General features: G+C 54.4%; 20 protein-coding genes. 4 read left to right on the top strand and 16 right to left on the bottom strand.

What is annotated here, in order from left to right; genetic code table 11:
- From APH35_RS21920 to APH35_RS21865, 13 genes are all read right to left on the bottom strand, one after another.
- Positions 1–3,919, bottom strand: a 3,919-nt coding sequence (locus tag APH35_RS21920; RefSeq protein ID WP_256213819.1) for a conjugal transfer protein TraG N-terminal domain-containing protein, incomplete at its 3' end; no start/stop codon positions are given.
- A gap of 9 nt (positions 3,920–3,928) precedes the next feature.
- Positions 3,929–5,380: a conjugal transfer protein TraH gene (locus tag APH35_RS21915; protein WP_060515499.1), complete on the bottom strand. Its 1,452-nt coding sequence runs from the start codon at positions 5,378–5,380 to the stop codon at positions 3,929–3,931.
- Positions 5,370–6,380, bottom strand: a complete 1,011-nt coding sequence (gene traF / locus APH35_RS21910; protein ID WP_256213818.1) for a conjugal transfer protein TraF — start codon at positions 6,378–6,380, stop codon at positions 5,370–5,372. Before traF ends, APH35_RS21915 begins: the two co-directional genes overlap by 11 nt.
- A complete protein-coding gene (locus tag APH35_RS21905; protein ID WP_060515498.1) occupies positions 6,380–6,943 on the bottom strand; it encodes a S26 family signal peptidase in 564 nt (187 codons plus the stop codon). Before APH35_RS21905 ends, traF begins: the two co-directional genes overlap by 1 nt.
- A gap of 4 nt (positions 6,944–6,947) precedes the next feature.
- On the bottom strand, positions 6,948–7,412 hold the full coding sequence (locus APH35_RS21900) for a hypothetical protein (protein WP_060515497.1): 465 nt from the start codon (positions 7,410–7,412) through the stop codon (positions 6,948–6,950).
- Positions 7,413–7,596: 184 nt separating this feature from the next.
- Positions 7,597–10,029 carry a type IV secretion system protein TraC gene (traC, locus tag APH35_RS21895; RefSeq protein ID WP_060515496.1) on the bottom strand — a complete coding sequence of 811 codons (2,433 nt, stop codon included), beginning with the start codon at positions 10,027–10,029 and terminating at the stop codon, positions 7,597–7,599.
- A 112-nt stretch (positions 10,030–10,141) separates the two neighbouring features.
- Complete coding sequence (gene traA, locus APH35_RS21890) at positions 10,142–10,483, bottom strand: TraA family conjugative transfer protein (RefSeq protein WP_060515495.1); 342 nt, start codon at positions 10,481–10,483, stop codon at positions 10,142–10,144.
- Positions 10,484–10,502: 19 nt separating this feature from the next.
- Complete coding sequence (traV, locus tag APH35_RS28545) at positions 10,503–11,111, bottom strand: type IV conjugative transfer system lipoprotein TraV (RefSeq protein WP_082425847.1); 609 nt, start codon at positions 11,109–11,111, stop codon at positions 10,503–10,505.
- A 14-nt stretch (positions 11,112–11,125) separates the two neighbouring features.
- The gene (locus APH35_RS21885; protein ID WP_060515494.1) at positions 11,126–12,328 is read right to left on the bottom strand and encodes a TraB/VirB10 family protein; all 1,203 of its coding nucleotides are present in this window, start codon (positions 12,326–12,328) and stop codon (positions 11,126–11,128) included.
- 2 nt (positions 12,329–12,330) lie between these two features.
- Positions 12,331–13,176 carry a TraK domain-containing protein gene (locus APH35_RS21880; protein WP_060515493.1) on the bottom strand — a complete coding sequence of 282 codons (846 nt, stop codon included), beginning with the start codon at positions 13,174–13,176 and terminating at the stop codon, positions 12,331–12,333.
- On the bottom strand, positions 13,173–13,805 hold the full coding sequence (locus tag APH35_RS21875; RefSeq protein ID WP_060515492.1) for a TraE/TraK family type IV conjugative transfer system protein: 633 nt from the start codon (positions 13,803–13,805) through the stop codon (positions 13,173–13,175). The genes APH35_RS21880 and APH35_RS21875 overlap by 4 nt, the downstream gene beginning before the upstream one ends.
- A 58-nt stretch (positions 13,806–13,863) precedes the next feature.
- Positions 13,864–14,148: a type IV conjugative transfer system protein TraL gene (traL, locus tag APH35_RS21870; protein ID WP_023383785.1), complete on the bottom strand. Its 285-nt coding sequence runs from the start codon at positions 14,146–14,148 to the stop codon at positions 13,864–13,866.
- The gene (locus tag APH35_RS21865; RefSeq protein ID WP_060515491.1) at positions 14,145–14,756 is read right to left on the bottom strand and encodes an OmpA family protein; all 612 of its coding nucleotides are present in this window, start codon (positions 14,754–14,756) and stop codon (positions 14,145–14,147) included. The genes traL and APH35_RS21865 overlap by 4 nt, the downstream gene beginning before the upstream one ends.
- A 220-nt stretch (positions 14,757–14,976) precedes the next feature.
- On the opposite strand from APH35_RS21865, the gene APH35_RS21860 reads away from it, so the two are divergent.
- From APH35_RS21860 to APH35_RS21845, 4 genes are all read left to right on the top strand, one after another.
- Positions 14,977–15,849: a hypothetical protein gene (locus tag APH35_RS21860; protein WP_060515490.1), complete on the top strand. Its 873-nt coding sequence runs from the start codon at positions 14,977–14,979 to the stop codon at positions 15,847–15,849.
- A 63-nt stretch (positions 15,850–15,912) separates the two neighbouring features.
- Complete coding sequence (locus APH35_RS21855; RefSeq protein WP_060515489.1) at positions 15,913–17,673, top strand: type IV secretory system conjugative DNA transfer family protein; 1,761 nt, start codon at positions 15,913–15,915, stop codon at positions 17,671–17,673.
- Positions 17,666–18,940: a hypothetical protein gene (locus tag APH35_RS21850; RefSeq protein WP_060515488.1), complete on the top strand. Its 1,275-nt coding sequence runs from the start codon at positions 17,666–17,668 to the stop codon at positions 18,938–18,940. The genes APH35_RS21855 and APH35_RS21850 overlap by 8 nt, the downstream gene beginning before the upstream one ends.
- Before the next feature lie 11 nt (positions 18,941–18,951).
- Positions 18,952–19,857 carry a hypothetical protein gene (locus tag APH35_RS21845; RefSeq protein WP_060515487.1) on the top strand — a complete coding sequence of 302 codons (906 nt, stop codon included), beginning with the start codon at positions 18,952–18,954 and terminating at the stop codon, positions 19,855–19,857.
- A 51-nt stretch (positions 19,858–19,908) separates the two neighbouring features.
- Here APH35_RS21845 and APH35_RS28540 read toward each other — a convergent pair whose 3' ends face one another.
- From APH35_RS28540 to APH35_RS21830, 3 genes are all read right to left on the bottom strand, one after another.
- Positions 19,909–20,451, bottom strand: a complete 543-nt coding sequence (locus APH35_RS28540) for a YcbK family protein (protein ID WP_082425846.1) — start codon at positions 20,449–20,451, stop codon at positions 19,909–19,911.
- Between the two features lie 106 nt (positions 20,452–20,557).
- Complete coding sequence (locus APH35_RS21835; RefSeq protein ID WP_060515485.1) at positions 20,558–21,655, bottom strand: hypothetical protein; 1,098 nt, start codon at positions 21,653–21,655, stop codon at positions 20,558–20,560.
- 145 nt (positions 21,656–21,800) lie between these two features.
- Positions 21,801–22,913 (bottom strand): toprim domain-containing protein, encoded by a 1,113-nt coding sequence (locus APH35_RS21830; protein ID WP_256213817.1) that lies wholly within the window; start codon positions 22,911–22,913, stop codon positions 21,801–21,803.
- Position 22,914: the final 1 nt, after the last annotated feature.

Genomic DNA, 22,914 nt, shown 5'->3' with positions numbered 1-22,914 from the left:
TCAGGGCTGCCGCTGCAGCGGGTTGGTTGGCCTGAGCAGGTGCAGCATCCTGGCGGATCGGTGCTTGTGTCTCGGCGCCAGTCAGCGCTGCGGCCGCGACGGGTTGGTTGGCCTGAGCAGGTGCAGCATCCTGGCGGATTGGTGCTTGTGTCTCGGCGCCGGTCAGCGCTGCGGCCGCGACGGGCTGGCTGGCCTGAGCAGGTGCAGCATCCTGGCGGATCGGTGCATGTGTCTCGGCGCCGGTCAGCGCTGCCGCTGCCACGGGCTGGTTGACTTGAGCAGGTGCGGCATCCTGGTGGATCGGTGCGTGTGCCTCGGCGCCGGTCAGTGCTGCCGCTGTTACAGGCTGATTGCTCTGCGCAGGAGTCGCGTGCTGTCGAATAGGTGCAGGTGCAGGTGCAGGTGCAGGTGCAGGTGCAGGTGCAGGTGCAGGTGCAGGTGCAGGTGCAGGCGCTTCAGCGTTCGCTTTCATCGGTGTGACCAGTGGCTGGCCATGAGCTGCAGCTTGCGTATTTTCGCCCGGGGCGGCCATCAAGTTGCCTGGGTGTCCGCCCAGTGGAGCAAGAGCATCGGCGGGCGCCGGCATTGGAGTAACTAGCGGCTGACCACTCTGTGCTTGAGCGCCTGCTGTTGCGACATCACTCTGGAGCATCGAGCGCACACTTGAGCCGGGCTCATAGCGTTCAGGCTTGCCGTTCGCGGCCACATCAGCGTTGTAGTTGTCAGCCATGTGGTCGGAAGCGATCATCATCCCTGGGACGACCGAAACGTTGCCGGCGAATTTGGTGGCGGCTGCGGCCTCCCGAACGGCTGTCTTCGCAGTTGCCGAGGCGACTTTCGCAGTTTCTGCAGCTTCTGCCACATGTTCACCATTCACCACTCGCGAGGCCTGACCTCGGTTACGGAGAAGTGCCGGTATCTCATGGCCTGCAGCGTTGGCGACGCGTGCAGCCTGCGCAACCTCTGTACCAGCTTCTGCGGTCTTAAGTGCTGCCTCTGCCCCTCTTGCTGCCATCACAGCCCTACCAGCTTGCGCGCCTTTGAGGGCAGCGTTACCCCACCCTGCGCCTGGCACAAACATTGTCGCTGCCGTAACGGCCATCGCAGTTTTAGGGTTCTCTTGCTCCCATTGCTGTTCAGCCTGACCTGCACCAATCATCGTGTTTGTGATTGGCTTGGTCGACATGGTGTCGCGGATCTGCTCAGGGGAAAGCGTGGTGTCTGAATTTTCGAGTGCGGTTTTCCCTGCTCGCATCTGTTCTTGTGCTTTAGGACGGCTACTCGGCAGTTGTGACGACACATATGTCTCGCGGTCTTCGTAAGAACGGTAAGGATCCATTCCTGATGCGACCTCTCTCAACTCCTGTGGCTGTGGAGCACCTGTTGGCCCGACCTGGTTTGCATCGACGCCAGAAACATTCATCGACGGATTGCCAATATTTGCACGAGAAACCTGACCGGCTGGGTTGTCACTGATCTGGGCCGCTTTGCCCCCTACGCCCTTAAATTTACTCGCATCACCTTCGCTCGGACCGCCCACAACGTTGCCCGTCATAGCCGAAATGACGTTAGCGAACTCGGTGTCCGCCCCAATCGACTTCAGAGCCCACAGCTGAGCGGACTCACGTGCCCCAACCATTCCGGTGGACTGTTGGGCGTATCGAGTTTCTAGCTCGGGGAATTTTTTGTTGAACTCACTGCGCTGAGAATCACTGAGACCCGCGATGGCCTGATTGAGGGCCTGCATACCCTGCTGCGAACGTGTGAGATTCCCACCGGTGGTCTCCTCACTGATCTTCGCGTTTGCGGAAACGCCGGCTTCCGCTGAGGTCGCTTGCTGGAAGCGATTGAACGACGACTGGGTGTCAGCGGTTGTTGCACTCAGACGACGACCGAGTGCGTTTTCAGTTGCGGCTTCTCTACCGGTGCTATGAGAGAACGTGTCAGCAACCGAGGCCTTCCACCCGGACATGTCGCTTTCATTTTTGGAGATCTCCGTACCAAATTGGGATGCTATCGTTGAGGCCTGAGACTTGGTCATATCCTTACCAGTGGCGTTCTGGATGCCGGCAGAAACACCTCCAAAAATGCCGCTGAAGCCAACTTTAGCGTCGAACGCCTCTTTGAACGAGTTCATCTCTTTGCCAGTGAAGCCCAAGGCCTGGCCAATGCTATCGCCCAGTTTCATCGCCTGTTGGGAGATACTACTATGCTGCCGATCAAGCGACTGCATACGTTGATCTGTCCAGCTATCACCGGATTTGTACGAGGACATCTGACGGAGAGATGCCTCCACTGCTGAGGAGCTCTCGCTGCGCTTCGAATGGTCAGAACCGAAGGCACTCTGGGTAGAAGTGCTTAGAGTATTTTTCAGATCCGCAGAGTTCCAGTTGGCGCCATTCAGCGAAAGCCCATTATTGATGCTGCCAGAATGTTCGGACTGGTATTGGTTGCGACTTGCAACATCGACATGTGCCCCGTTCTTTACGAGATCAGGTGACTGGAGCTTTTCGTCATTGTGGTCACGTCCTGACCAGCGACTTGCAAGACTCACCATACCGTAAGCAGTTAGCCCAAGCATTGCTGCCGAAATGAGTGGGGTTGCGGCAAGCATGTCCGATGCAATACCGAGCCTAGTTGCCAGGACATCGTAATATACGGCCTTCAAGTTGCTCGGCACCAACCCTTTCTCGGTGAACTCAGTCAGCTTTTCAGCGACATCGTTTTGTATGTACATCTGAATTACTGCGGAGAATGGTAACCACGAAGTTGTCCAGATGCCAAAACCAAGGAATTTCACATACATCATCAAAGATCCAGCACCTTTGAATAGGCTGTAAATGATGACGATTGGGGCGAAGCCGAAGAAAAGGATCTGAAGAAAGACCATCGTCGGCATCATGATTTTAGCAAAGAAGCTTCCAGATGCTGCTGCGTCGGAACGGAACTGCTCGTCTTGCTGGGTAAGGGAGGACATGCAGAGGTTGAAGCTATTTTGATCCGCAACGCTGTCGAGACAGTTATATGTGCCAACTATAGAGTTAAAGAAGAATGCGTTGACCATGAAATCATCAGCGCTTTGTGCTGATGACCACAGCGAAGGCACCAAGTTAGTGATGGCGGCACTGACATCATCTGGCGTGTAAGCGCTACCTGAAGGACTTTTGTCCTTCATGCCCGCATTGATCATTTTCTTGGCGGCATCAGAGGAAGGGAAAGAACCAACTCGGCCGTCAAGCCTCGTTTGTGCCTCCTGGCACGAAAGCGCTAAGCCGCTAATGTTCACGTTATCCCAGTAGGTTGTAAGACCTGTGCCGCGGGAATGACCTAAAACGTAAGACACTATGTTCGTAGATTTCTGAAAATCCGCGATGCTGAACGTCGTAGAGCCTGGAACGCAGTCGATCACATATTGTTTGAGACTGGCAACAAGATAGGGATCAACATTCTCCACCCCTTTACGCAGAGTGAGGAGCAGTTTCAATGGCGTTACAAAGCCGTTCTGAGTTACGGCCATGTAACTGCCAGAAGTACTTTGGTATGCCGTGGTAATCTTTTCAAACAGACCGTACATAGTCGTCGTGAATAAGCTGGCCGGGGCGGCAAGTACGAGGGGGACGTTGTCGACCTTGTTCACCGTCCCTGTGTAGATGTCTTCGATCTTGACATCGGCCTTAATGGTGCAACAGGCAACCATCATAGCGAAGCCAAATAGACCACCTACAGGACCGTTAGCAGGGATGAACTGTTCAGATGCACCCTTTTGGATGACGAACATAATTCCCGAGATCAACGCAACGAACCCACCTACCAGGTACACGCCAGTCATGAATCCCTTAGCGTTGAACACCATCGCTACGCTATTAAGCGTATTATAGAAGGTCGAAACATCACCAAGTACATATACAGTGAAGTCCATAGTTTATTCCTAGAGGCCCGGCTTGACAAAGATGGCGGGGTTACTGGTTAGAATCATTTTGACCCATTGCTCAGTAGCTACAATTCTGGGCTGGAAGTTTGCGTCTTCCGCCCTGATTGCCGCCAGTTCTTGAGTGAGCTTACTGATGTTCTGGTCAACAAAGTCTGGTTTAATACCTTTGACTCCATTGAAGGTCTGATTGGCGGCATACAGTGCCGCCTCACCATATTTAAGGGCCAGCTCGTTGGCGATGATTGGTGCCATTTGCTCAGCAACTGTCTGAATGGCCCCTGGGAACTGTTGTACCTTTCTTATCAGAGCCAGCGCTGGTGTTTTTACAGAATTGATGAATTGTTTCTGTGCAGCGGTGAAGTCACATGAGTTTGTAGTGCAGTTTGTAAGTTTACCAACAATCGAAGTACTAGCTGTCCCAGTAGTCGCGCCCTGTGCGTAGCCAAACAGCATTTTGTTGGTGTATCCCAACGTGCCATCAAAGCTCAACGTCTTATTAGGGTTGATGCTAGTGCACTTGTTCCGGTCGTACCCGTTGTTGCAATGCAGGATTCTCAATGGGGTGCTGTTTGAGCTTGAGCCGTTTTTGAAGTTCATCAAAGTCAAAGTCGGGCTGTAGATTTGGCCAACCTTTGGCTTCTCAGAACCGTCAGAGTTCTTGGAAGAGCTGTCAGGAGCGGTCATTACCACTGCGCCAATCATGCTCATCACAACTTCATTAGCGAGGTTGCTGTCAGCTTCGCCAGTGTCGGGATTGCCCAGGTATTGGCCGGATGAGGTATCTGTCAATGCTTTCCATACTGGGTTGCCGCACTCCTCGCAGCTTCCGTCATTTGTGCCTTTGTCAGAACTGCTGTTTGGAGAGCTGAACAGGTCCGACAAACCAGCAAACAGATCAGAGAAAGAGCCAGTTGCTGCCGAGGCCGCCGTCGAAGCCTGGTCAACCATTTCTTTTCGGGCTGATGGGTCAGTGAACGATTTGACGATCGAGTTCGCCACTGCGCAGGTATTCTTCATCATCTGGTTCAGGGCTTGAAGTTTATTCTGGAAGTCCTGCATCAGCTTGCCCAGGGCCGGGTTAATAGCGTCAATGGCGGCTTTGAACGCAACACCAACAGCGTTTGCTGCGATTTGGCGGAACAGCGCAACTAGGGCGTCAGCGTTGATGAAAGAGAACGACCCCGCGAACATATCAATACCGCCACAACCGGCCGAGAATCGGGGCGGGTCGAAAGCTACCAGGTTAATGTTTCGCACCGGGCTTCGAAGGGCTGCGCCTCCGCCGACCATGCCGCCCCGGCTTTGGCTTGTGAATGCGCCCGCGCTCGTGCTGTTCGACATGAACATGCCGTCAAGCGCATCTGCAAGTCCAGCTGAAGCAGGTACTGAAACCATGGTAAGTGTTGCAACCAGTAATAACGAAACCAGCTGCTTAAATTTATTCCGCATTATTGCTGCCCCCCTCGTAGCGGCCTTCTAATTTGTCCTTTAGATATTTAACCCACTGCTTTGGATCATCACTTGCACCTTTTTGAGTGTCTTCGTTGGTCAAGACGCCTCGATCATAGGTATTGATTTTCTGGGCAATATCTTTCGGCAGTAGATTGTTGCTGTCAGCTGCAATGATGATCCGCTCCGCGAGCTGATCCTGAGCCATCATCCCTTGCGACACGATGTAGTAGTTGTTCGGCGGAACAACGAGAACAGTAGTTGGCGTGATGCGCAAGTTCAGGATGCTCGCTTGCCCAGTGTTTTTCTCGAACTCTGTAACATTCGGTAAGGGCTTGCCATCCATGGAAATGAACTTCGTGACAAATCCATACTCCTTGGCTAGTTTTTGAACGGTATTAACCTGAGGCCGGCAGAACTCGCACTTCGAATCGAAGAAAACCCACAAACCGCCGACTGTCGCGACATGTTTTAAAGCCTCGGTTACACCGGCCTGGGCATTCCGCAGGAAGAAGGGTTTCGTATATGTCGCGATAGGGACTCGGTTGTTCTCGTCCAAAAATGGATCGGCTGCCACTACACGGGTTGTCATCTCTGCATAGCGCTGGGACTTGTCCATGGCCACGCGCTGCGCGTAGAGGTACGCCTCAACGTTTTCCTTGCTAGGGTCGTCGATCGCGGCGTCCAACAGCTTCGGCATGTTTTCGCGCAACCACGAAACAGAAAACGGCTGGATCTTCGGTTCTTCGGCGGCCGTTTTTCCGGCGGGCGGTTTTGGCTCTCGTTGCATTAATGGCGGAGCCGGGGGGGTCTCTTTTGGATCTTTGTAGAAGAACCACCCTTCTGCTTTCCGCTCGATGAACCTCGGAGATCCACTGTCGGTATCCGCAGAGACAGCACTCGGCAAGGCAGCGATCGAGAACAGCGCCAATACCGAAATTGCTTTTGATAATCCTTTACGCGTACGCATACGTGAAAGGCGCTTGAATGGAGCTTTCATCAGATGATAGGCCCTACCTTGCCAATGATCAGCTTCGAATCAAGGAAGCCCCAGTAGCGACCGTCATAACTACGTGGCTCAGTCCCAATAACCAGAATCTTGCCGGCTGGTACTGTCATGACTCGGTCGAAATCGCCGGACTTCTTGCCCAGTTTTCCGATGAGGTCCAGCTCACCGATCAGTCGATCGCCGATGTATGCAACGTTGTTCTTCACGACCAGTTTGTCGCCCGGGAGGCCTGCGACCATCTTTCCGACGGTCTTCCCTTCAAAGTGCTCGCCCATGAAGCCACCTTTTGGCACGAAAGCGACGAAATCACCACGCTTGAGCTCGGCAGGCTGGCCATAAGTGATCATGTACAGGCGCCAGGGCAGGCAACGTACTGACGCAAGATCAACGCCGATCCGGTAGTCCTGGCGAAAGGTCGTAACAGCGGCAACTGCAACGATGAAAGAAGCGGCGATACCGATGAGCGAGTTTCGAAGAAATCGAAGCCGTGCCTTGTCTGACCGAAGGGCTTTGAGCGGGGACACCAGTCGAGACACCAGTGCTTTAGCGTTCATGCGATCACTCCAGCTCAAGGCCAAGATGCTGAGCAACTTGGACAGTTACGTTCATGCCTGCCGGGGCGTTCAAGGCTACCGATGAGTTGATAACCAGTACCCCTGAATCCGTGTACGCCTTCAGTACATTCTGGAGGTCTGTCACAAACGCGAGGCCGTCGGCCTGTGCTTGCTCGGGGCTCAATTCGGCCTTATCGAGGGTTCGCTTCATCTGTGCATTGGCGAGCTTTGTGCCGTCAACCAACACTACCTGAGCACCCACATTGAGATTCTGCCCGGCGAAGTGATAAGCCATGAAGCTGCTAAAACTGGATACAGCGAGGGCCACGATGACGCATGTCAGAAAGGAAACACCAGCAGGTCCTTGCTGGGCTTTGGTAGCTGGTGCTGGCTTCGTCCTAACCTGGTCGTCATCAGGGCGGATTTGTTCCCCTGCCTGTTGTTCTTGGCTATTCGCTGTATCAGTCATCTCGGCGTTTCCCTAATAGCGATGGAAAAAGATAGCGCTCTGCGCGCAGTTGTTTGGCAATCATAACACGTAGCACTACGACAACAGTATTAGATTGCAGCAACAAAAAGCCCGGCTGATGGCCGGGCTGAGCATTGCAGTGCATGCGGTGCGAGCTGGAGGTGCGGATAGCTTGCTGGCTTCTCTACGCCGCGGAGCTTTGGCGGGCCATGTAGTTGTTCACTGCCTCCACCGCATCGACGCCACGGTCAAGATCGTCAAGAATCTCGTTGCGCGCTGCCCCTTTCGAGGAGAACGTCACGTTGTGGAATTCATCCACAACAAGACGCACGATGCCCCAATCGGTTTCGCTGCGTTTGACCATGATCTCGCTGTACTTGCCAGGCATTGTGTGAACTGACTTCAGCATGTGAGCACCGTAGGGTTCGATCTTGAACTGCTTGCTGTCGATGGCCGAGTCGATCGATTCGGATTTTTGCTGCAGGATAAACTGCCAGGCCGAGTTCGCAGCGATAGCTTCAGTGTTTTTCGACGCGTAGACGTCGCCGATAGCCTGCGTGACCACCAGCACTGCGCCGTCTTCTTTACGCGCCTTGCGGTAAGCCGCAACCATCGCCTTGGCCATCATCGGATCATCGAGCATCTCCCAAGCCTCATCGACGATGAGGATTTTTTTCCGGCCCCGCTCACCCAGCTGAGCCTTGTACATGTCGTGGTTGATGCGGGAGATCAGCTGCAGCAGCACTACCTGTTGAAGAGCCGGCCGCCCCTTGAGGTCGCTCAGCTCCATGCAGATGAACGCATTGCTCATATCCAGGTTGTTCTCACCATCGAACCACTTGGTGTATTGGCCGCCGGCGAACGGGAACAGCTGGCGCCCTAGTCGCAAGCACTCCGGGTCGTCCGACTGATTGATGAACCACTCCGCAACTGCAGTGATGTTCGCTGCGTTGCCATACTTCTCCCAGGTACTGGTGATGGCCTGTTCAACGCGAGAGAGCTGGTAATCGTCAAGCGTGTCCTCTGGGGCGGCCATTTTGGCGATGGTGGCTTTGAGGATGTCCATTTCCTCGTGCAGGTCTTCGACGTGCGTGAACGGGTTGAGGCACACATCCGACTCAGGCTTGAACTCGATGAACTCGCCGCCAACCATCTTGCAAAGCTTCAGGTAACTCCGGCCGGCGTCGATCACCCACAGTTTTGCACCAGCAGCGAGATAGTCGGCGGCGATTTTCTGAGTGAAGAACGACTTGCCAGCGCCGGCCTCAGCAAAAATGATTCCGCTGTAGTTGGTGCTCGATTCATACAAATCAATCAATGCCGCCTGGCCGCGGCGGGTGAGCATGAGCATTGCTCCGGCCATGCCGCTACCAGTCCACTCGCCAAGGATTGGCAGGAATTGACAGGCATGCCGAACTGCCATCGTATGGAAGCGATAGAGGTTCTTGACCCCTTCTCGCGATGTGTTGAGTGGCAGCAGGTTGTTCCAGAGCGCTTCCAAGATTCGGCGATCTTCCCTGAGCTCGAAAGCAAGGGATGTGTAATAAGCCTGCAGGCCTGCGGACAGTTTGTTCAGGCGCTGCTTATCCCGTGAGAACAGGAAGATCGTGAAGTTTACTTCTACGATGATCGCACCCTTACCGTCGATCTCATGGACCAGGGTGTCGATGCCCTTTTTCTTGTAGCTGAGGATGGGGATCAGGTGGGCTGTCGGTCCAAAGACCTGGTGATTGATGATTGAGGACGTTTGCTTGACTTCGTCCTTCTTCACGACCTGATCCGGATAGTGGATGGTCAGCACCATGTAGTACGGGTCGGTGATCTGGTTCGAAAGACCGTTCGGGTCCCCGATCATGTGGTTCATGATTGCGAGGCTGGTTTTCTGCGGGAAGTGTTTGACACTCAGCGCCTTCGCATAATGGGCGCCGTCATTGAAATTGATGGTCGACGGATCATCATAGTTGATGGAGTCGCCAGGGTAGTAAACCTGATCCTTGATCAGTTGATCTTCATCGTAGTGAGACCGAGGAGCATCCCAGAGCTTCGTGATTATTCGCATGAGCACTAGGTAGCCCACGGCATCGAGCTGGAACAGGTTCAGGGACGCTGCTTTAAGCGCTTCCGTGACACGGTCGGCCGATTCCTTCGTTGCCGCAATGTCTGCGTCATCCGGGCTCTCGTTACGGCACGGGAATTTTACTGTCACGATGACGCGCTGACGATTCAGCATCACACCGCTCCGTTGAACCAACGGGGTATCGATGCCACCGGTGATCAGATTCGCGTGCTGCCGAGAGAGGGCCTTGAGGATCGGGTTCAGCGCAGGTTTACTGTTCAGATAGGCATCGATGTATTCACCGACATCGGGGCTTCCAAGCATAGCGATCTGAATGAAGGTGCCGGGCGCGAAGTTCATGCTCAAGGCAGACTGGAGCTTGTCAACGGTTGAGGAGCTGGCGCCTGTCAGGGCATCAGATACAAAACATGCCCCGAGGTAATGTTCATTTCCATCGGAGCAAAAGAATACCTTTGAGTCGGGATCGATAGCCCTGACATTGAGTTTTTTTTGAGGGGTGGAGGTTCTATCCCCTTTGATCGTCGCTTTCGAGGCTGCCATTTCACTGTTCGCCATATGTGGTGGTTGAGTAGGCTTGGAAGGCCTGGAGGGCAACCCGCAGGCAGAGCCAGTTGAAAAGGCGCACTAGCGACCTAGTGCGCCTTGAGAGGCGTTACAGCGTGGCGGTGAAGATGTTGGTCAGCACGCCTGGACCAACGCTCGCGGAGAGGGCTACAGCTACGCCGGTCACAACAGCCATGACCGACTGCTTGACCACGCCGATTGCCAGGCCGGTACCCAGGGCACCCAGGGCAAAGACTTTACCCAGGGAGCCAGTCATCCAACCGTCGAGGCTGGTGACGATCTCGGTGAAGGTGGAGTCGGAGCCAGCTGTCACGTCGACGGCGACAGCCAGGCCGACAACAGCCATGCTCAGCAGTGCACGCTTGTCGATTTTCTTGAATGGAGCAGCGGCTACTGCGTTGGTTTCGATTTGTGCGATTTGTGCGGTCATTGTGTAGCTCCCAGTGTTATCAGTTCAGATTGATGTCAGTTGTGGATGGGATTGCGGACGATGTAACTTGCGGTCCGTAATTGGTTGGTTCTGCAGCAACGTTTTCCGATTTAGGTGCGGCAACGCTGACTGGCGGTACAGCGGTTAACTCAAGGTGAGGGACAACCATGCCTTGGCCTGAATATTCGGATTTCCCGAACGACCAAGTGCGTGGCTGGATCTCGGTAAAGAGGTAGGACGGAAAGTGCAAATCGTCTTTGCTGTCGATCCATGGCGCAATCCAGATGCGCATGACCTGGGCTGGAACTCGGACTGGTCGAGCAAGTTCTGCAACAGCTGGCCCTGGCATACCGTTTGATACTTTGAGGTTATGCTCAGAGCCGGCAGTCTTTCCCATGTCGTCACCGTACTTCACGTTCGGCGCCTTCTGACCAATTGGCATGTCACTGTCAGTCAGCGCTGGACTCTGTTCAGTGGACTTGTAAACGGCCATTGGCGACTTACAAATGATGCCTTGTGGCATGCCGGGGCATGAGAACTCGTCTTCGCCGGCAGTATTCAGCCAGGACGAACAACCACTCAGAAGAGCAATAGGCAACAGCGCTGCGACTAATGCAGTACGTTTCATGTAATTACCTTTCATCATTTCAGTTCGATCCCTTTCACCAGCATGATCGTAACTTTACGGCCGGCGTCGATCTCAACCACCGGAGTCATTTCGCGAGCCATCTCCATATAGAATTTGGCAATTTCATTCGCGGAAGTAGAGAACCCTTTAGCCACACCAGTTTGCAGAATGGTCGAAGTATCAGCACTTTGGGTTTGTGTGGTGCTATTGTCACCCAAGCTCAACTGCGGGATTGTTTGTGGTGTCATGCCTTGTGCGAGCCCCGAGAGACCGCCGGCAACCAAAGTTTTGGCAATCATTTGGCCCTGCTTGGACACGAGACGGCCACGCATACCGACCCGCCCGTCCTCGCCAACGATGTAACCTTCCATTTTCCCTTCGATGATCTTTCCGTCCTTGCGTACGCAAGAGAAAGTTTCGGTTCGAAGCATGGCGCGTTCGCTGGACAGAACACCGTAGCCTGAAGCGAGCGCAAAACATTCTTTGACATCGACGCTGTACTTGTTTGGAAGTACTGCGTCAGACTTGATTCGCAGTGTTGTCGGCACGGGGTTTTTCTGCGTTGTAGAGCTGGTAGGAGCGTCCATACCGTTCAACAGCACTCCCTCGAAGAACGATCCGGCTGGCATAGCCGGGGTCGGCTTCTCTGCTTGCTTCGGTGCCTCATTGCGGGACGTTTGAGTGCCGCCAGTAACCCGCAGGGTTGCTGCCTTTGATTTCGGCTCTTGTAGAGCTTCACCAGTGGCAGTGGCGCCTTCATAGCCTGGCAACGCACTATTCAGTGCTGGCGCGTTACCGCCCTTGTTCAGTTCCAATTTCTCCATCCGATCACCCAAACGCTTCAGCTCGCGAAGCGTGTCCTGGGTAACTGGGTCTGGCCGTTGCCCCCGCAGCCGTTCTTCTTCGAGTGCGCGCAGTCGATCATCTTTACGATCTTGATCCATCTGCTTGATCGATCTGCCGAATTCATCTAGACGCTTGTTCTGAACAGCCAACATAGCCATGATCTGCTCGGGAGTATTGTTATCTCCACGAGGCAATAGCAGTTTGGTATCAGAGGTCGCGTCGGTTTTCGAATTATTCTTAGGCTTGTCATTACCAACAATGACAGACCCAACGATCATCAAAAAGCCTAAAAGGCCAATAATTGCAATGGTAGATCGAACGCCAGGGCTAAGATCCCGCCACTTATCTTTCAACTGGTCCTTGATAGCCATGCTCAGTTCCCCGTTGCCGACTTATCAGAGACGATGAAAACATCAGTGGTCATACCGGCACGAAGGGTGGCGGTCGGGAAGAAAGACACGGCACGGACGCCTTCGCTGTAGAAAGTGCCTTCATCAAGATCAACATCGGTTTTTGATGTTCCTTGCAGGCTGTAGCGATAAATATCGTACTCTGGGCCGGAGTAACGCACCTTAGGATAGGCAATCACATTACCAATGTTCGCAGCCGATGCTGGGAGCAGACCTTCGCTGAAACCCTCAGGCGCTTTGCCAAGAGCTGCTTCTCGTAGCACATAACGAATGGTATCGGTGTAGTTGTTGCTGTCTGGCGCATGATTTTCTGAGGCATGCCCACCAGTTTCTGCCATTGGCTTGTCCAGCTGCAGAGTAATTGTCTGCTGTGGAAGCTCCTTCGGAATCAAGGTCAAAGAGATAACCGGGTCGTTTGGATTGGAACCTGTCACGTAGAGTGCGACAGGCTTATCCTTGGTTTTCATCGTCGCATAAAGCGATTGACCAATCTGGTTAATATCCAAATCATCTGGTTGTTGGTCAACAGCTTTAGGCGAAGCGAACGGAGTAGAAATCCGGTTCGGCAAGATGTTCGAAACGTAAATAACTTCGTTCCGGTCTGAACTCACGCGAACAACCTGGGTGCGCGAATCTGATTCGGCACCCGGCATTACACCTAAACCTGGCAGAGGCTGCGCTTCGACAGGTTTGACACGTTTAGCTGCCGTAGGAACGGGTGGCAATTTGACTTCCGCCATCCCATCAGCCCATGAGATGGATGCATGGATGGTGGCCAGCACGACTAGAGCAATGGCTGAGCGTTTCACTGAAGCGCCTCCTTGGTTGGTTCTGCTGGCTTAGGCGGGTGAGACTGAAGCCACTTGAGTGTTTTGGGGGTGCTGCCTGGGTAATGGTCCATGCCCGTGATCCATGGGCGGCCCGCACGCATCTCGATGACGTACTCGATCACTTGGTAGTCCTGTTTAGGCTTGCCGGCTGCGCTGCGTGACTCCATCGAACCGAGAATGAAAACCTTCTTGGATTCCTTTTCGTAGCTGATGTCAGTGGCGTTCCAAGACACGGAGCCGGCGTTCGTTGCGAACACGGGATCGTTGGCCAACACGAACATCTTCTTGCGAACGTCTGCGTAGATCTTCGGATCAACGAAGGCGCTTACAGAGTCGGCGATGAAGTTCACGTTCTTGGGCGTGACATTTCCCATCAGGGTCGAGGCATAAAGACCAAAGGACTTGATGTATTCGTCGTCCGCGTTGTTCCAGCCAACTTTCACCGCCTTGTCCAGGTTCGGCGGCACCAAACGCGTGGTTTCGTGCTGCCCCATTTGGTTGAAGGCGAGTAGCAGGACCGCTACCGCAAGGCAAGCGTTCGACAAGGTCTGGAAGTTTGTGAGGCTTTTCAGCCCTTCCATCGTTTTCTGCATTTTCTTGATCTTCATTCCGGCCCCTGAGCGCTATCAGATACATAACGCGTACAGATAAATTGATTCAAAAGCTTTAGTAGAAGTAGTCGCGCTTCGAGGAGTCGTCGTAGTGCTTGTTCAGCGCCATGACTCCTGCCTCGTAGCAGAGGTGGTGCAAAACACCGTCCAGTGCACCACTCTTGAATCGCTTAAACCGCTTCACTGCATACCAGCCGCCGGCGAGGGAAGCGATGGTTGCCCAGCCACCCAGTGCGATACCTGCGCCCAAGCAACCAATGAAGATCGCAGCCTCATCAATTTCCCAGAAAAGTAATTGCACCTGGCTGTCTACGTACCGGGGGATATCGATCTCTTTCACAGAGGTTTCCCCGCGGCTTTCACGATGTCGACTTCGACCCGACGGTTCATCGAGCTGTCGGAGCTCGAAACAGGATCGCGTTTGCCCCGGCCGTAGACCTTAATGTTTTTCTTCTTAACACCCTGCCGGATCAGGTAACGCGCAGCTTCGATGGCGCGATTCTCGGACAGGCGCTGGTTGTAAACCGCCTCACCCACTTCGTCTGCATAACCGATCAAGGTAATGGTGCTGCCGAGGCGGAGAGCGTCAGCGATGACGTTCTTCAGCGGCCACCAGCCCGTCGGCATGGTTTTGTCGAAATCAAAATAAAGTGTGGCGCGTGTGTGGCGGGCTTCCTCGGCCACCCTTGCGTCCTCTGCATCGAGCAGAGCCTCTTCTGCCGGCATAAGAGCGCGGGCCCTGGCTGGCTCAGTCACAGTCCAGATCGGGGATTCGGCTTTTTGCTGGGTGTCGCGAATGGATTCAACAAGCGCGTGGCCAGCGTGCGCGGGCTCAACCGCAACGCCATAGCTATCTGGAACCACTACCTGTCGCACATCAACGGCACCCGCGGTGCTTGCTGAGAGCGCAAGCGTTGCAAGCAGAATGGCTCTGTTCAAGGTGTTCATAGGATACTCGTTGGTTTGAAATGCGAATTAACACGTAGCGATAATACAGATAGTTGGCTTTTTGTTGCAACCGTCCTCTTGTGGCGCCTAAAATATAGCGACGTGTTACGTATTGCAAACGCTTTTAGAGCTTTCGCGGTCTAGCCCCCACCTTATCAGCAGCTGTGCTTCATACCCCTGCATTAGGTATTCCCTCTTTGCAGAGTCGTAGGAGTCAAAAATGCAAACTAGAACAGACGCAGCATCCCACCAAGGCTCGGCCAACGGCGAATCGCTTTGGTCCAGCCAGGGCCAGGCCGCGGCTTCTATCGGCCTGGAGGTGTGGAACAAGGTTGAGAAAACCAATCCTGATGAGACCAAGTCCTTCAACAAGGGTGGCTTCCAGGGGACTGCGATCGCGCCCATCTATCAGATCAAGCGTGCTACTGAGGTTTTCGGACCTTTTGGCCTTGGCTGGGGTGTCGAACTGATAAGTGAGGCGTACGTGGACGGAAAACCGTTCGTGGTGGATAGCCAGGTAGTTGGTAAAGAGGTCATTCACAAGGTGTACGTCGAGCTGTGGTATCTCCAACGGGGTTTCCGCGGTTCAGTGAAGCAGTTCGGCGCGACCACCTACATCACGCGAGATTCCTACGGAATCATCAGTAGTGATGAGGATCACGCCAAGAAAAGTCTCACAGACGCGACCTCAAAATGCCTTTCGTTGCTCGGTTTCAGTGCTGATGTCTTCACTGGCAAATTCGATGACACCAAGTATGTCGAGGGTCTCCGCGAGGAAGCCCAGCAAGGTCAGGTAAACGAATCAGTTGGAGGCACAACAGGTGCAGCCGAGACTGTTCAATCAGATACCCAACAGCAGGCATCTACGCAACCGCCAGAGAAATCTCGGTACCAGAAATACAAGGATCAGCTGGATCAAATTGCTCAAACCGGGCAGGCCGTAAAGGACGTGCCAAGCGTTCGGACTACCATTGAGCAGGACACGCTCCTGTCGCAGATGGAAATCCAAACGCTTCTGCAATCCCCGCTGCTGCGCTTACCCGCAGCAGAGAAAGACAATGCGCAGGCTTCAGCGTCTGGCGTGTTCCTCTAACCCCACAACCCGGGCGCCTCACGGTGCTCGGGTTTTTTTGTGCGTAGCTAAAGGCTCACTTCCATGAGTATGGATCAGATACTTCGCTCGAAAATCGGTGGCTTCAAAGACACCCTAGCACTCAGTTCAATCGGTGCGGGAGGCCTGCTGACATCACCTTTCTTCAGCTCGGTGCCGGCCACCCTCCCCCTTGCCATGGGGGCTGCGGGCTCGGCATACATCGGCAACCGTGTTTTTGATTTCTGGAAGAACCAGCTGCTCCTTGAGTCGAAGATAAACATCCGGTCGGCTACCGATCTGGCGCACGGTGATGGCTTGCTACTGGGCTTCACTACTGACACGGGCCAGCCTGTACGTGTCCCTGATGAAGACTTCATGCGACATGGATTTATCCTGGGCCAGTCCGGCGTCGGTAAAACCGTATTGGGCAAGCTGATGATGTTCCAGCAAATTCAGCGTGGCGGCGGCTTGACGTTTATTGACGGCAAGATGAATGCGGACGACATTCAAACGATCTACCAGTACTGCGTCTGGGCGGGCCGCGAGCAGGATCTGCTGATTCTGAATCCTGGTAACCCATCGCTCAGCAACACGTACAACCCCATCCTCCGGGGTGACCCGGATGAGATCGCCGCACGCATCCTATCCATCATTCCGTCTACCGAGAATAACCCTGGCGCCGACCACTACAAACAGTCGGCGAACCAGGGCATCACCACTCTCGTAGCGGCTATGCAAGCTGCCGGCCTCGCTTACAACTTCATCGACTTCACGATTCTGCTGATGAACCACAAGGCGATCGAGGAGCTGGAAACATTGCTGAAGAAGACCCAGCCTCACAACCCGGCGACCAAGAACTTCTCCCTGTTCCTTGAGCAATACAAGATCGGCGGAAAGCCGGGTATGGAGAACGTTGTCGACATCAAGCGGATGAAGGAAACGTTCGGCGGTCTTGCCGGCCGGATGTACTTGTTCGGTACGGGGAAATTCGGTGACGTGATGAACACCTACGCCCCCGAAATCGACCTGTTCGAAGCAATCCGGGCGAAGAAGATCATCTACGTCGCTCTCCCGACGATGGGTAAAAACGAAGCCGCCTCGAACTTCGGCAAGATGTTCCTGGGCGACCTGCGTACGGCTATCTCGTGGATCCAGGCGCTGCCTGAAGAGGACCGGCCTAACCCCCCGCATTTCAATTTCATGGATGAGCTGGGCAGTTACGCCGTTCAGTCGCTAGCACGCCCCTTTGAACAGGGGCGCAGCGCGCAGATGGCACTGTTCCCCGCAGCCCAGACCTTGGCTAACCTGGATGTGGTTTCCCCTGACTTCAAAGAGATGGTCATCGGTAACACCTGGACCAAGATCTTTTTCAAGATCGGTACCCAGGCCACAGCCGTTGAGTGTGCAGACCTCATCGGCATGAAAATCGGTATCACGAAGTCATTGAGCGGTACGCAGAACGAAAGCAGTAGCACCCCCCTTCTCAATGTGGCGCCAGAGGGTGGCACCGGTGCCGCCGCCGGCATATCGGTCGGTGAGCGAGAGCAGGAGGAGTACAAGGTCTCGCCGGATGACCTCAAAGCGCTCGGTAAGGGGGAATGCATCATCCAGTACGGCGGAGACCAGATCTTCAACGTCCGGGTGCCGATGATCAGCATCGACAGAAAGCTGCAGAAAGAAATCGGCCCTATTCGAATCAACCACTTCCGCAGGCCGTCCGTTAAGGGTGCGGACTTCTTCAAGAACAGTGACAAGTACCTGGGTGGCAGCGGGCTGCCCACTGGTGGGCGGAAGAAACAACAGGAGCAGCTGAGAGATGAGTAACGTAGAACCTAAGGGCGCTCATGTTGTGCCCGGGCATACCCTTGTGCTCGATGAGAGCACTGAGGGCCAGGGGCAACTGATCAGGGAGGTGATTCAGCGACGCATTGCAGCCGGCGCTGCGGTCTTCGTGGTCGGCTCATCGGTCGATGAATCACTTTTGGGAGCGATGATCGGCGCCAGCACTGCAGTTGGTCGGGGAGCTGATCTGCTCATCGTGAATCCTGGTAGTCCCGCCTTGAGCCATACCTACAACCCGGTGCTGCACACAGCACCTACCAAGGTCGCGAGCCATGTCTTGAATTTCCTCGCGGATCAGGATGCGACGGCAGGTCACGATTCAACCCCAACCGCAGCTCTTGTTCGGGCGATTGTATCCTCGCTGCAGCTCGCTGGCCTGCCCTACTCGTACCTTGATCTAGGTATGTTCGTGATGAAGCCTGACGCTATTTCAGCGCTGATCGAACACATGGCCACTGCATACCCTCGTTCAGTGCAGCTGGGAGCCCTGCAGCAGGCCTGCAAGGCCTTTCAGGATGATGATGGCGACATCTGTGCGGTAAAGCTGAAAGGACGCTTCTCGGGCCTCGCTGGGAGCATGTGCATGCTCGGCGCCGGTAGAGCGGGTGAAGTGTTCAACAGCTACCAGCCTGACGTCGTGCTGCACGAGGCGCTGGTAACACGAAAGATCGTGTATCTCGCAATTCCCTACATCGGCCGAGGCCAGGCTGCGTCCAATCTCCGCCGCATCGTGATCTCGAACCTGGCGGATGCTGTTCTGCGGTCGATCGGTGAGCCTGGTGCACCCACTGCGCTGGCTGTGTTCACCGATCCAGGTGGTTGCAATGACCCGAGCATCGAGCAGCTGCTCTCGCCACAGACTGAGCAGGTGATGAGCGTATGGGTTGCAGCTGGTTCGCTCGACGATCTTGGGCGTGAGTCTCTGGATCTGCGCGAGGCCTGCCTGAGTCGAGCTCGCAACCTGGTTCTGTTCAAACCTCAATCCGAGCCGGCAGCGCAGGTCTATTCCCAGCTGTTGCCTATGGAGCCTGAGCAAGCCCAGGGCACAGGGGATGTGATGCAAAAACTCTTGTCGATGGGCACCACCGACTACGCGATTGTTTCCGGCGAGCACCGGGTGACCTGGGCGAGTGTGGCCACCCCGGGTGAAGTGAGGTTCGCCACAGCGGCCGACATCAGACGGCCGGCCAGGCGCCAGCATGCCCGGATGACTGGCGCAGACCAATTCACGCAAACAGTTCCGGTTTAAGGGTGGTGCCAATGAACGAATTCACTGATATGCCCCTGGGCAACGAGGAAGAAAATGATGTCTTCGGATCTGAGCTTCTATCTGACGATTCTGGCGGTCTTTCTGATCCTGGCGATGTTCGTAACTGGCTTGAGAGCTTTGATAGCGCCAATCTTTTCGAAGGTCTTGACGCCTTCGATCTTGATAACGCTGCAGACGATGCTCAAGTGGATTTTCTGGGGACTGACGAAACTGTGGTCGAGTCATATCCTTTTGCTGAAGAACTTGGGCTCGCCGCACTCAATAATCTATCGAACCTTGGAGCGCAAAGACGAAAACTGAAGAAGGATGAGCTGCGCCGGCTTGATGAAGAGGATTTCGAGGACGGCGTAACGCGTCTCGCGTTTCGCATCATCAAGGCCAACGTCGAAGCCTTGTTCGCGAAGAAGCTACCGACCGACGTGTACGTTACGGCTGCGCAGTGGGTGTTCGGGCCTACTCTTGGCGACTGGGCATTTGATAAGTGCTGCGAGGTGCTTGGCGCTCGTAAGGACGTTATCCGCCTGCGGATCCACTACGAGTTCTGGCGTCGCTGGTACGTGTTCCCTGTCGAGTTCCCTTTCATGATCGACCCTGTGCCTGAAGCTGTTGCGGATGAGATCTTCATTCTGGCCGGTGATGAAGGTTTCGATCTTGCCCGGGTAGCATGGGGGCAGCCTGGCATTCGATCGGCTGACCTATTGGCACTGGCATCCCGTAACAATGTCACAGAGGCCTACCGTTCGGCCCTGGAGCGGCTGAGTGATCGTTACATGTTGAGCCAGCAGAATGACTGCTGGTACCTCACCGGCCGTAACCCAGCACTGAGGGCCGTGGACCTGGCTCTGTTGCCCCACAAGCCCTTGGTTAATCAGATCTCCTGGTCCAGCATGTTCTAACCAAGTGAAGAGGAAGCCAGGCTCTCGATTGCGCGGGGGCCTGGTAATACCCTACCCACGCCAGACTCTCACATCCCCATCATCTACATGGATGAAGCCAGTTCCATCGGGATAAAACCCCACCCCGCCGCCACCTAGATACAGGGCAAGACGTCGAAGGTAATCAACCGGAATACCTGGTACCGTGAGATCGCATGCACCGCCACGGAGGTGTGCTGAATGCTTCTTGCCACCCACCTTTTTATTGGTCGACTCCTCCCGATAGCCTGAAAGTACTATGAGAGGTTTGTGTATGCCGTTGATGGAGAACCAGCCCTGTATTCCGCACATGATGTTCAAAAGTGGGACGGAAATCTGTACGGCCTGTCCGGTGTGAACATCGCGCATCAGCCGACATATCGGATCATAACCGGGCCATACAAGAGCCCCCTTATCGAAGTAGACCTTATCGACCTCCTCCCATTTACCAGGCTCGACCTCACGCTTCAGCCAGAGACGTCTCGGTTGATCCCAGAAGGTGCTGGCGATTGAGAGTAGCGGTGTTGAGGAGGCGGCCAAGCCGAGGGCGTAGTGTAGGAATGATCGACGATCCAAGGGAGAGCTCCACTATCTGTGAAGCAGACTCTATCACTGCATGCAGCGTATGTGTACGTGTTATGTATGGCTTTGTGATTTATACTTTAATCGAGTAGCCCTAGGGCTATTCGTCCTCGTTCACCCGCTGCATGAACCAACCCGTTTCTGCACTTTGTTGGCGTATCATTGGGACAATCCCACCCTCAAAATCATCCGCGCTATGACCGGAGAGACAGATACTGAGCAGGGTGCAGAAATTACCCCCATGATCTTCTAGCGCTGGGTGCCCCTGGTGGATGTTCTCAACGAGATTATTCAGATTCAGAAGCTCGGACACGCTTGTGCATCGGAAGTTGAACAGCAGGTCTTGCCACTCGCCCAATTCAAAGTGGTAGACGCTGCCCGCATGGCAATAGGTGTGACCATCAATTTCCTTCATGACTGGCCAGCGCATCAACATCAGAGCGGCTTCACCAGGAAAATCCTGGGTAAGAAAATCTCCCAAGCATGCTGCTCTCTGCAGGCGCAGGGCACGGTCTATCGGTGCATCTGGCGTCGCGGGTGATCGAGACAACGGAGTAATGTATACCGGAACCTCCCCGAGAATGTCGTCGTAAATTTCAAAGGAGGGCTCGTCGATATCCGGGGTATCGTCATCAGCGAGCTCATACTCCCAACCGAGGGCATCAAAGACCTCGCACCAAAGAAACGGCTCTGTGTCACCGCAAAGAGCTAGTGCCAATTGTGTCCGGTTAGGCTCACATTGCAGCTCGAAATGTTCGGGGTTGCCTGGTGCAGCGAAAAACTTGAGTCCGTCATCCTCTGGTAGCTCATTGAGGAATGCTTCAAATGCCAGTCTCTGTTCAGTGCTGACAGCGAACTCATCTGACTTCGAGAAAGCCTTGAGCGGCTTTCCCGAGGTGGGGTTGACCACGCTTAAGATAAAAATCGCGAGGGGGGGATCGAGTTGGTGCACTCCAACCAAGACCTGCATGTGATGCTTAAGTCTGGCCTGGACAACTTCCGAATCAACCTTCTCGTCGACCAGTGAGGGTGGAAGAGCTTCAATGGCGTAACTCATGATGTCCCAGCTACCGAAGCCGCACAGACTTGCGAGCATCGCTGCCACCTTATCCTTGGGCAGCTCTGCTCCGCAGCTGCATATGTCAACCCAGTCACGAGCCCGATCAATCGAACTCAAAACAAATGGCTCTTCGTGCATGGGAGGGCTCCGATCAACTAAAGGTATGCAGGTTGATCTCAGCGTAGCGGATGTCTCAACGGGAGTAGTCCTACCGATCGTTCCATTGCAATCACCACCCAATGCGTAGGCATAAAAAAACCCGGCAAGAGCCGGGTTTGGGGGGTTAATTTAAGAGCCCTCGCATGTGCTTGAGCTGCTCGTTTAAGTCGCCGACCCGGTTGGGTGGATTGAAGGTTCCAAGGTTGGCTTCAAGAGCCTCTAGCACTGGCTTGAGGTTCTCTGCAGCCTTGAAGCCCGGCTTATCAGGATCGAGCGCTTGAAGCACGTTCTTCTTGGCCATCATGTTGAACCATTCAGGCTCCCAGTTCTCACAACCAGGTAGCGCAAAGATCGTCCTTTTCGAGCCCATTTCGACGGCTGATAACATGTCGATAGGGCCTTCGACGATCATGAACTCACTCTCAGAGCCTTCCCAAATCCAAGGAGATTTTCCGCCGTAACGCATGGCCTTCTTCTCCCCTTCTTTGGGTTCACGCATAAGCCTGAACTCTGCAGCACAGTGCGATTGCGACCGAAACCACAGTGGCCGAAATGCACAGGCTGGCGCCTTCTTTTCGGGGTTCCACAGGCCAGCTTTCACCATCAGTTCCTGCCCTGCGACCTCAGTCAAGAAGCCCTTGGCTTCCATTGGGTTGTTCGGGATGGTGATCAGGATGCCTCGATTGCAGGCCTCTCGTGCTACACCCTCGGATATACCCCGGCCAGCAAAGTACTTCAGGGCGTCATTCGACGGATAATTGCGAGATTCGGCGACCCGTTGCAATACCAGCGCAAGAGCACTGTCATCGCGTTGGATCGCGTCCATGGGCTTCGGCGGAATGTAGTGCTTAAGCAGCTCCACGTCGGCGCTCATGAGTTCCAGGCCAGCCTCACGATGTGATTTTTCCCAGTAGTAAGCCGCCGCAGCGACCACGTCACCTTGCTCACCGCACGAGTAGCAAAGCCACCCGCCATTTTTTACGCTGATTTTCACCGAGTGAGCGGAAGAAGCTCCGCACCCAGGGTTTGGACAGATGTTGTACCGGATAGCACCTGCTGACGGTCTCGCCTTCGCACCGAGCATGTGCTCGAAGAACCAGTCGAGCGGGACATTATCTCGCACATACTCAAAGTCGACCTCATAGGCGACTCCATTAGCATCGCGCTTGTATGGTCCATTAGTTACTGACATTTTCTGGTTCTCCAGATGAAAACTTGATGCTTTGTGATGCTTCACG

Origin of the sequence: Pseudomonas sp. NBRC 111132 (assembly GCF_001320565.1) — a bacterium.
Lineage (GTDB): Bacteria > Pseudomonadota > Gammaproteobacteria > Pseudomonadales > Pseudomonadaceae > Aquipseudomonas > Aquipseudomonas putida_P.
The sequence above is the reverse complement of the archived record's forward strand: the minus strand, read 5'-3'. Positions and strand labels throughout refer to the sequence as shown.

Bases quoted from the DNA above. Each gene is read 5' to 3' on its own strand.
- APH35_RS21915 (WP_060515499.1), bottom strand. From the start codon at position 5,380: ATGCGGAATAAATTTAAGCAGCTGGTTTCGTTATTACTGGTTGCAACA.
- traF (WP_256213818.1), bottom strand. From the start codon at position 6,380: ATGAAAGCTCCATTCAAGCGCCTTTCACGTATGCGTACGCGTAAAGGA.
- APH35_RS21905 (WP_060515498.1), bottom strand. From the start codon at position 6,943: ATGAACGCTAAAGCACTGGTGTCTCGACTGGTGTCCCCGCTCAAAGCC.
- APH35_RS21900 (WP_060515497.1), bottom strand. From the start codon at position 7,412: ATGACTGATACAGCGAATAGCCAAGAACAACAGGCAGGGGAACAAATC.
- traC (WP_060515496.1), bottom strand. From the start codon at position 10,029: ATGGCAGCCTCGAAAGCGACGATCAAAGGGGATAGAACCTCCACCCCT.
- traA (WP_060515495.1), bottom strand. From the start codon at position 10,483: ATGACCGCACAAATCGCACAAATCGAAACCAACGCAGTAGCCGCTGCT.
- traV (WP_082425847.1), bottom strand. From the start codon at position 11,111: ATGAAACGTACTGCATTAGTCGCAGCGCTGTTGCCTATTGCTCTTCTG.
- APH35_RS21885 (WP_060515494.1), bottom strand. From the start codon at position 12,328: ATGGCTATCAAGGACCAGTTGAAAGATAAGTGGCGGGATCTTAGCCCT.
- APH35_RS21875 (WP_060515492.1), bottom strand. From the start codon at position 13,805: ATGAAGATCAAGAAAATGCAGAAAACGATGGAAGGGCTGAAAAGCCTC.
- APH35_RS21865 (WP_060515491.1), bottom strand. From the start codon at position 14,756: ATGAACACCTTGAACAGAGCCATTCTGCTTGCAACGCTTGCGCTCTCA.
- APH35_RS21860 (WP_060515490.1), top strand. From the start codon at position 14,977: ATGCAAACTAGAACAGACGCAGCATCCCACCAAGGCTCGGCCAACGGC.
- APH35_RS21855 (WP_060515489.1), top strand. From the start codon at position 15,913: ATGAGTATGGATCAGATACTTCGCTCGAAAATCGGTGGCTTCAAAGAC.
- APH35_RS21850 (WP_060515488.1), top strand. From the start codon at position 17,666: ATGAGTAACGTAGAACCTAAGGGCGCTCATGTTGTGCCCGGGCATACC.
- APH35_RS21845 (WP_060515487.1), top strand. From the start codon at position 18,952: ATGAACGAATTCACTGATATGCCCCTGGGCAACGAGGAAGAAAATGAT.
- APH35_RS21835 (WP_060515485.1), bottom strand. From the start codon at position 21,655: ATGCACGAAGAGCCATTTGTTTTGAGTTCGATTGATCGGGCTCGTGAC.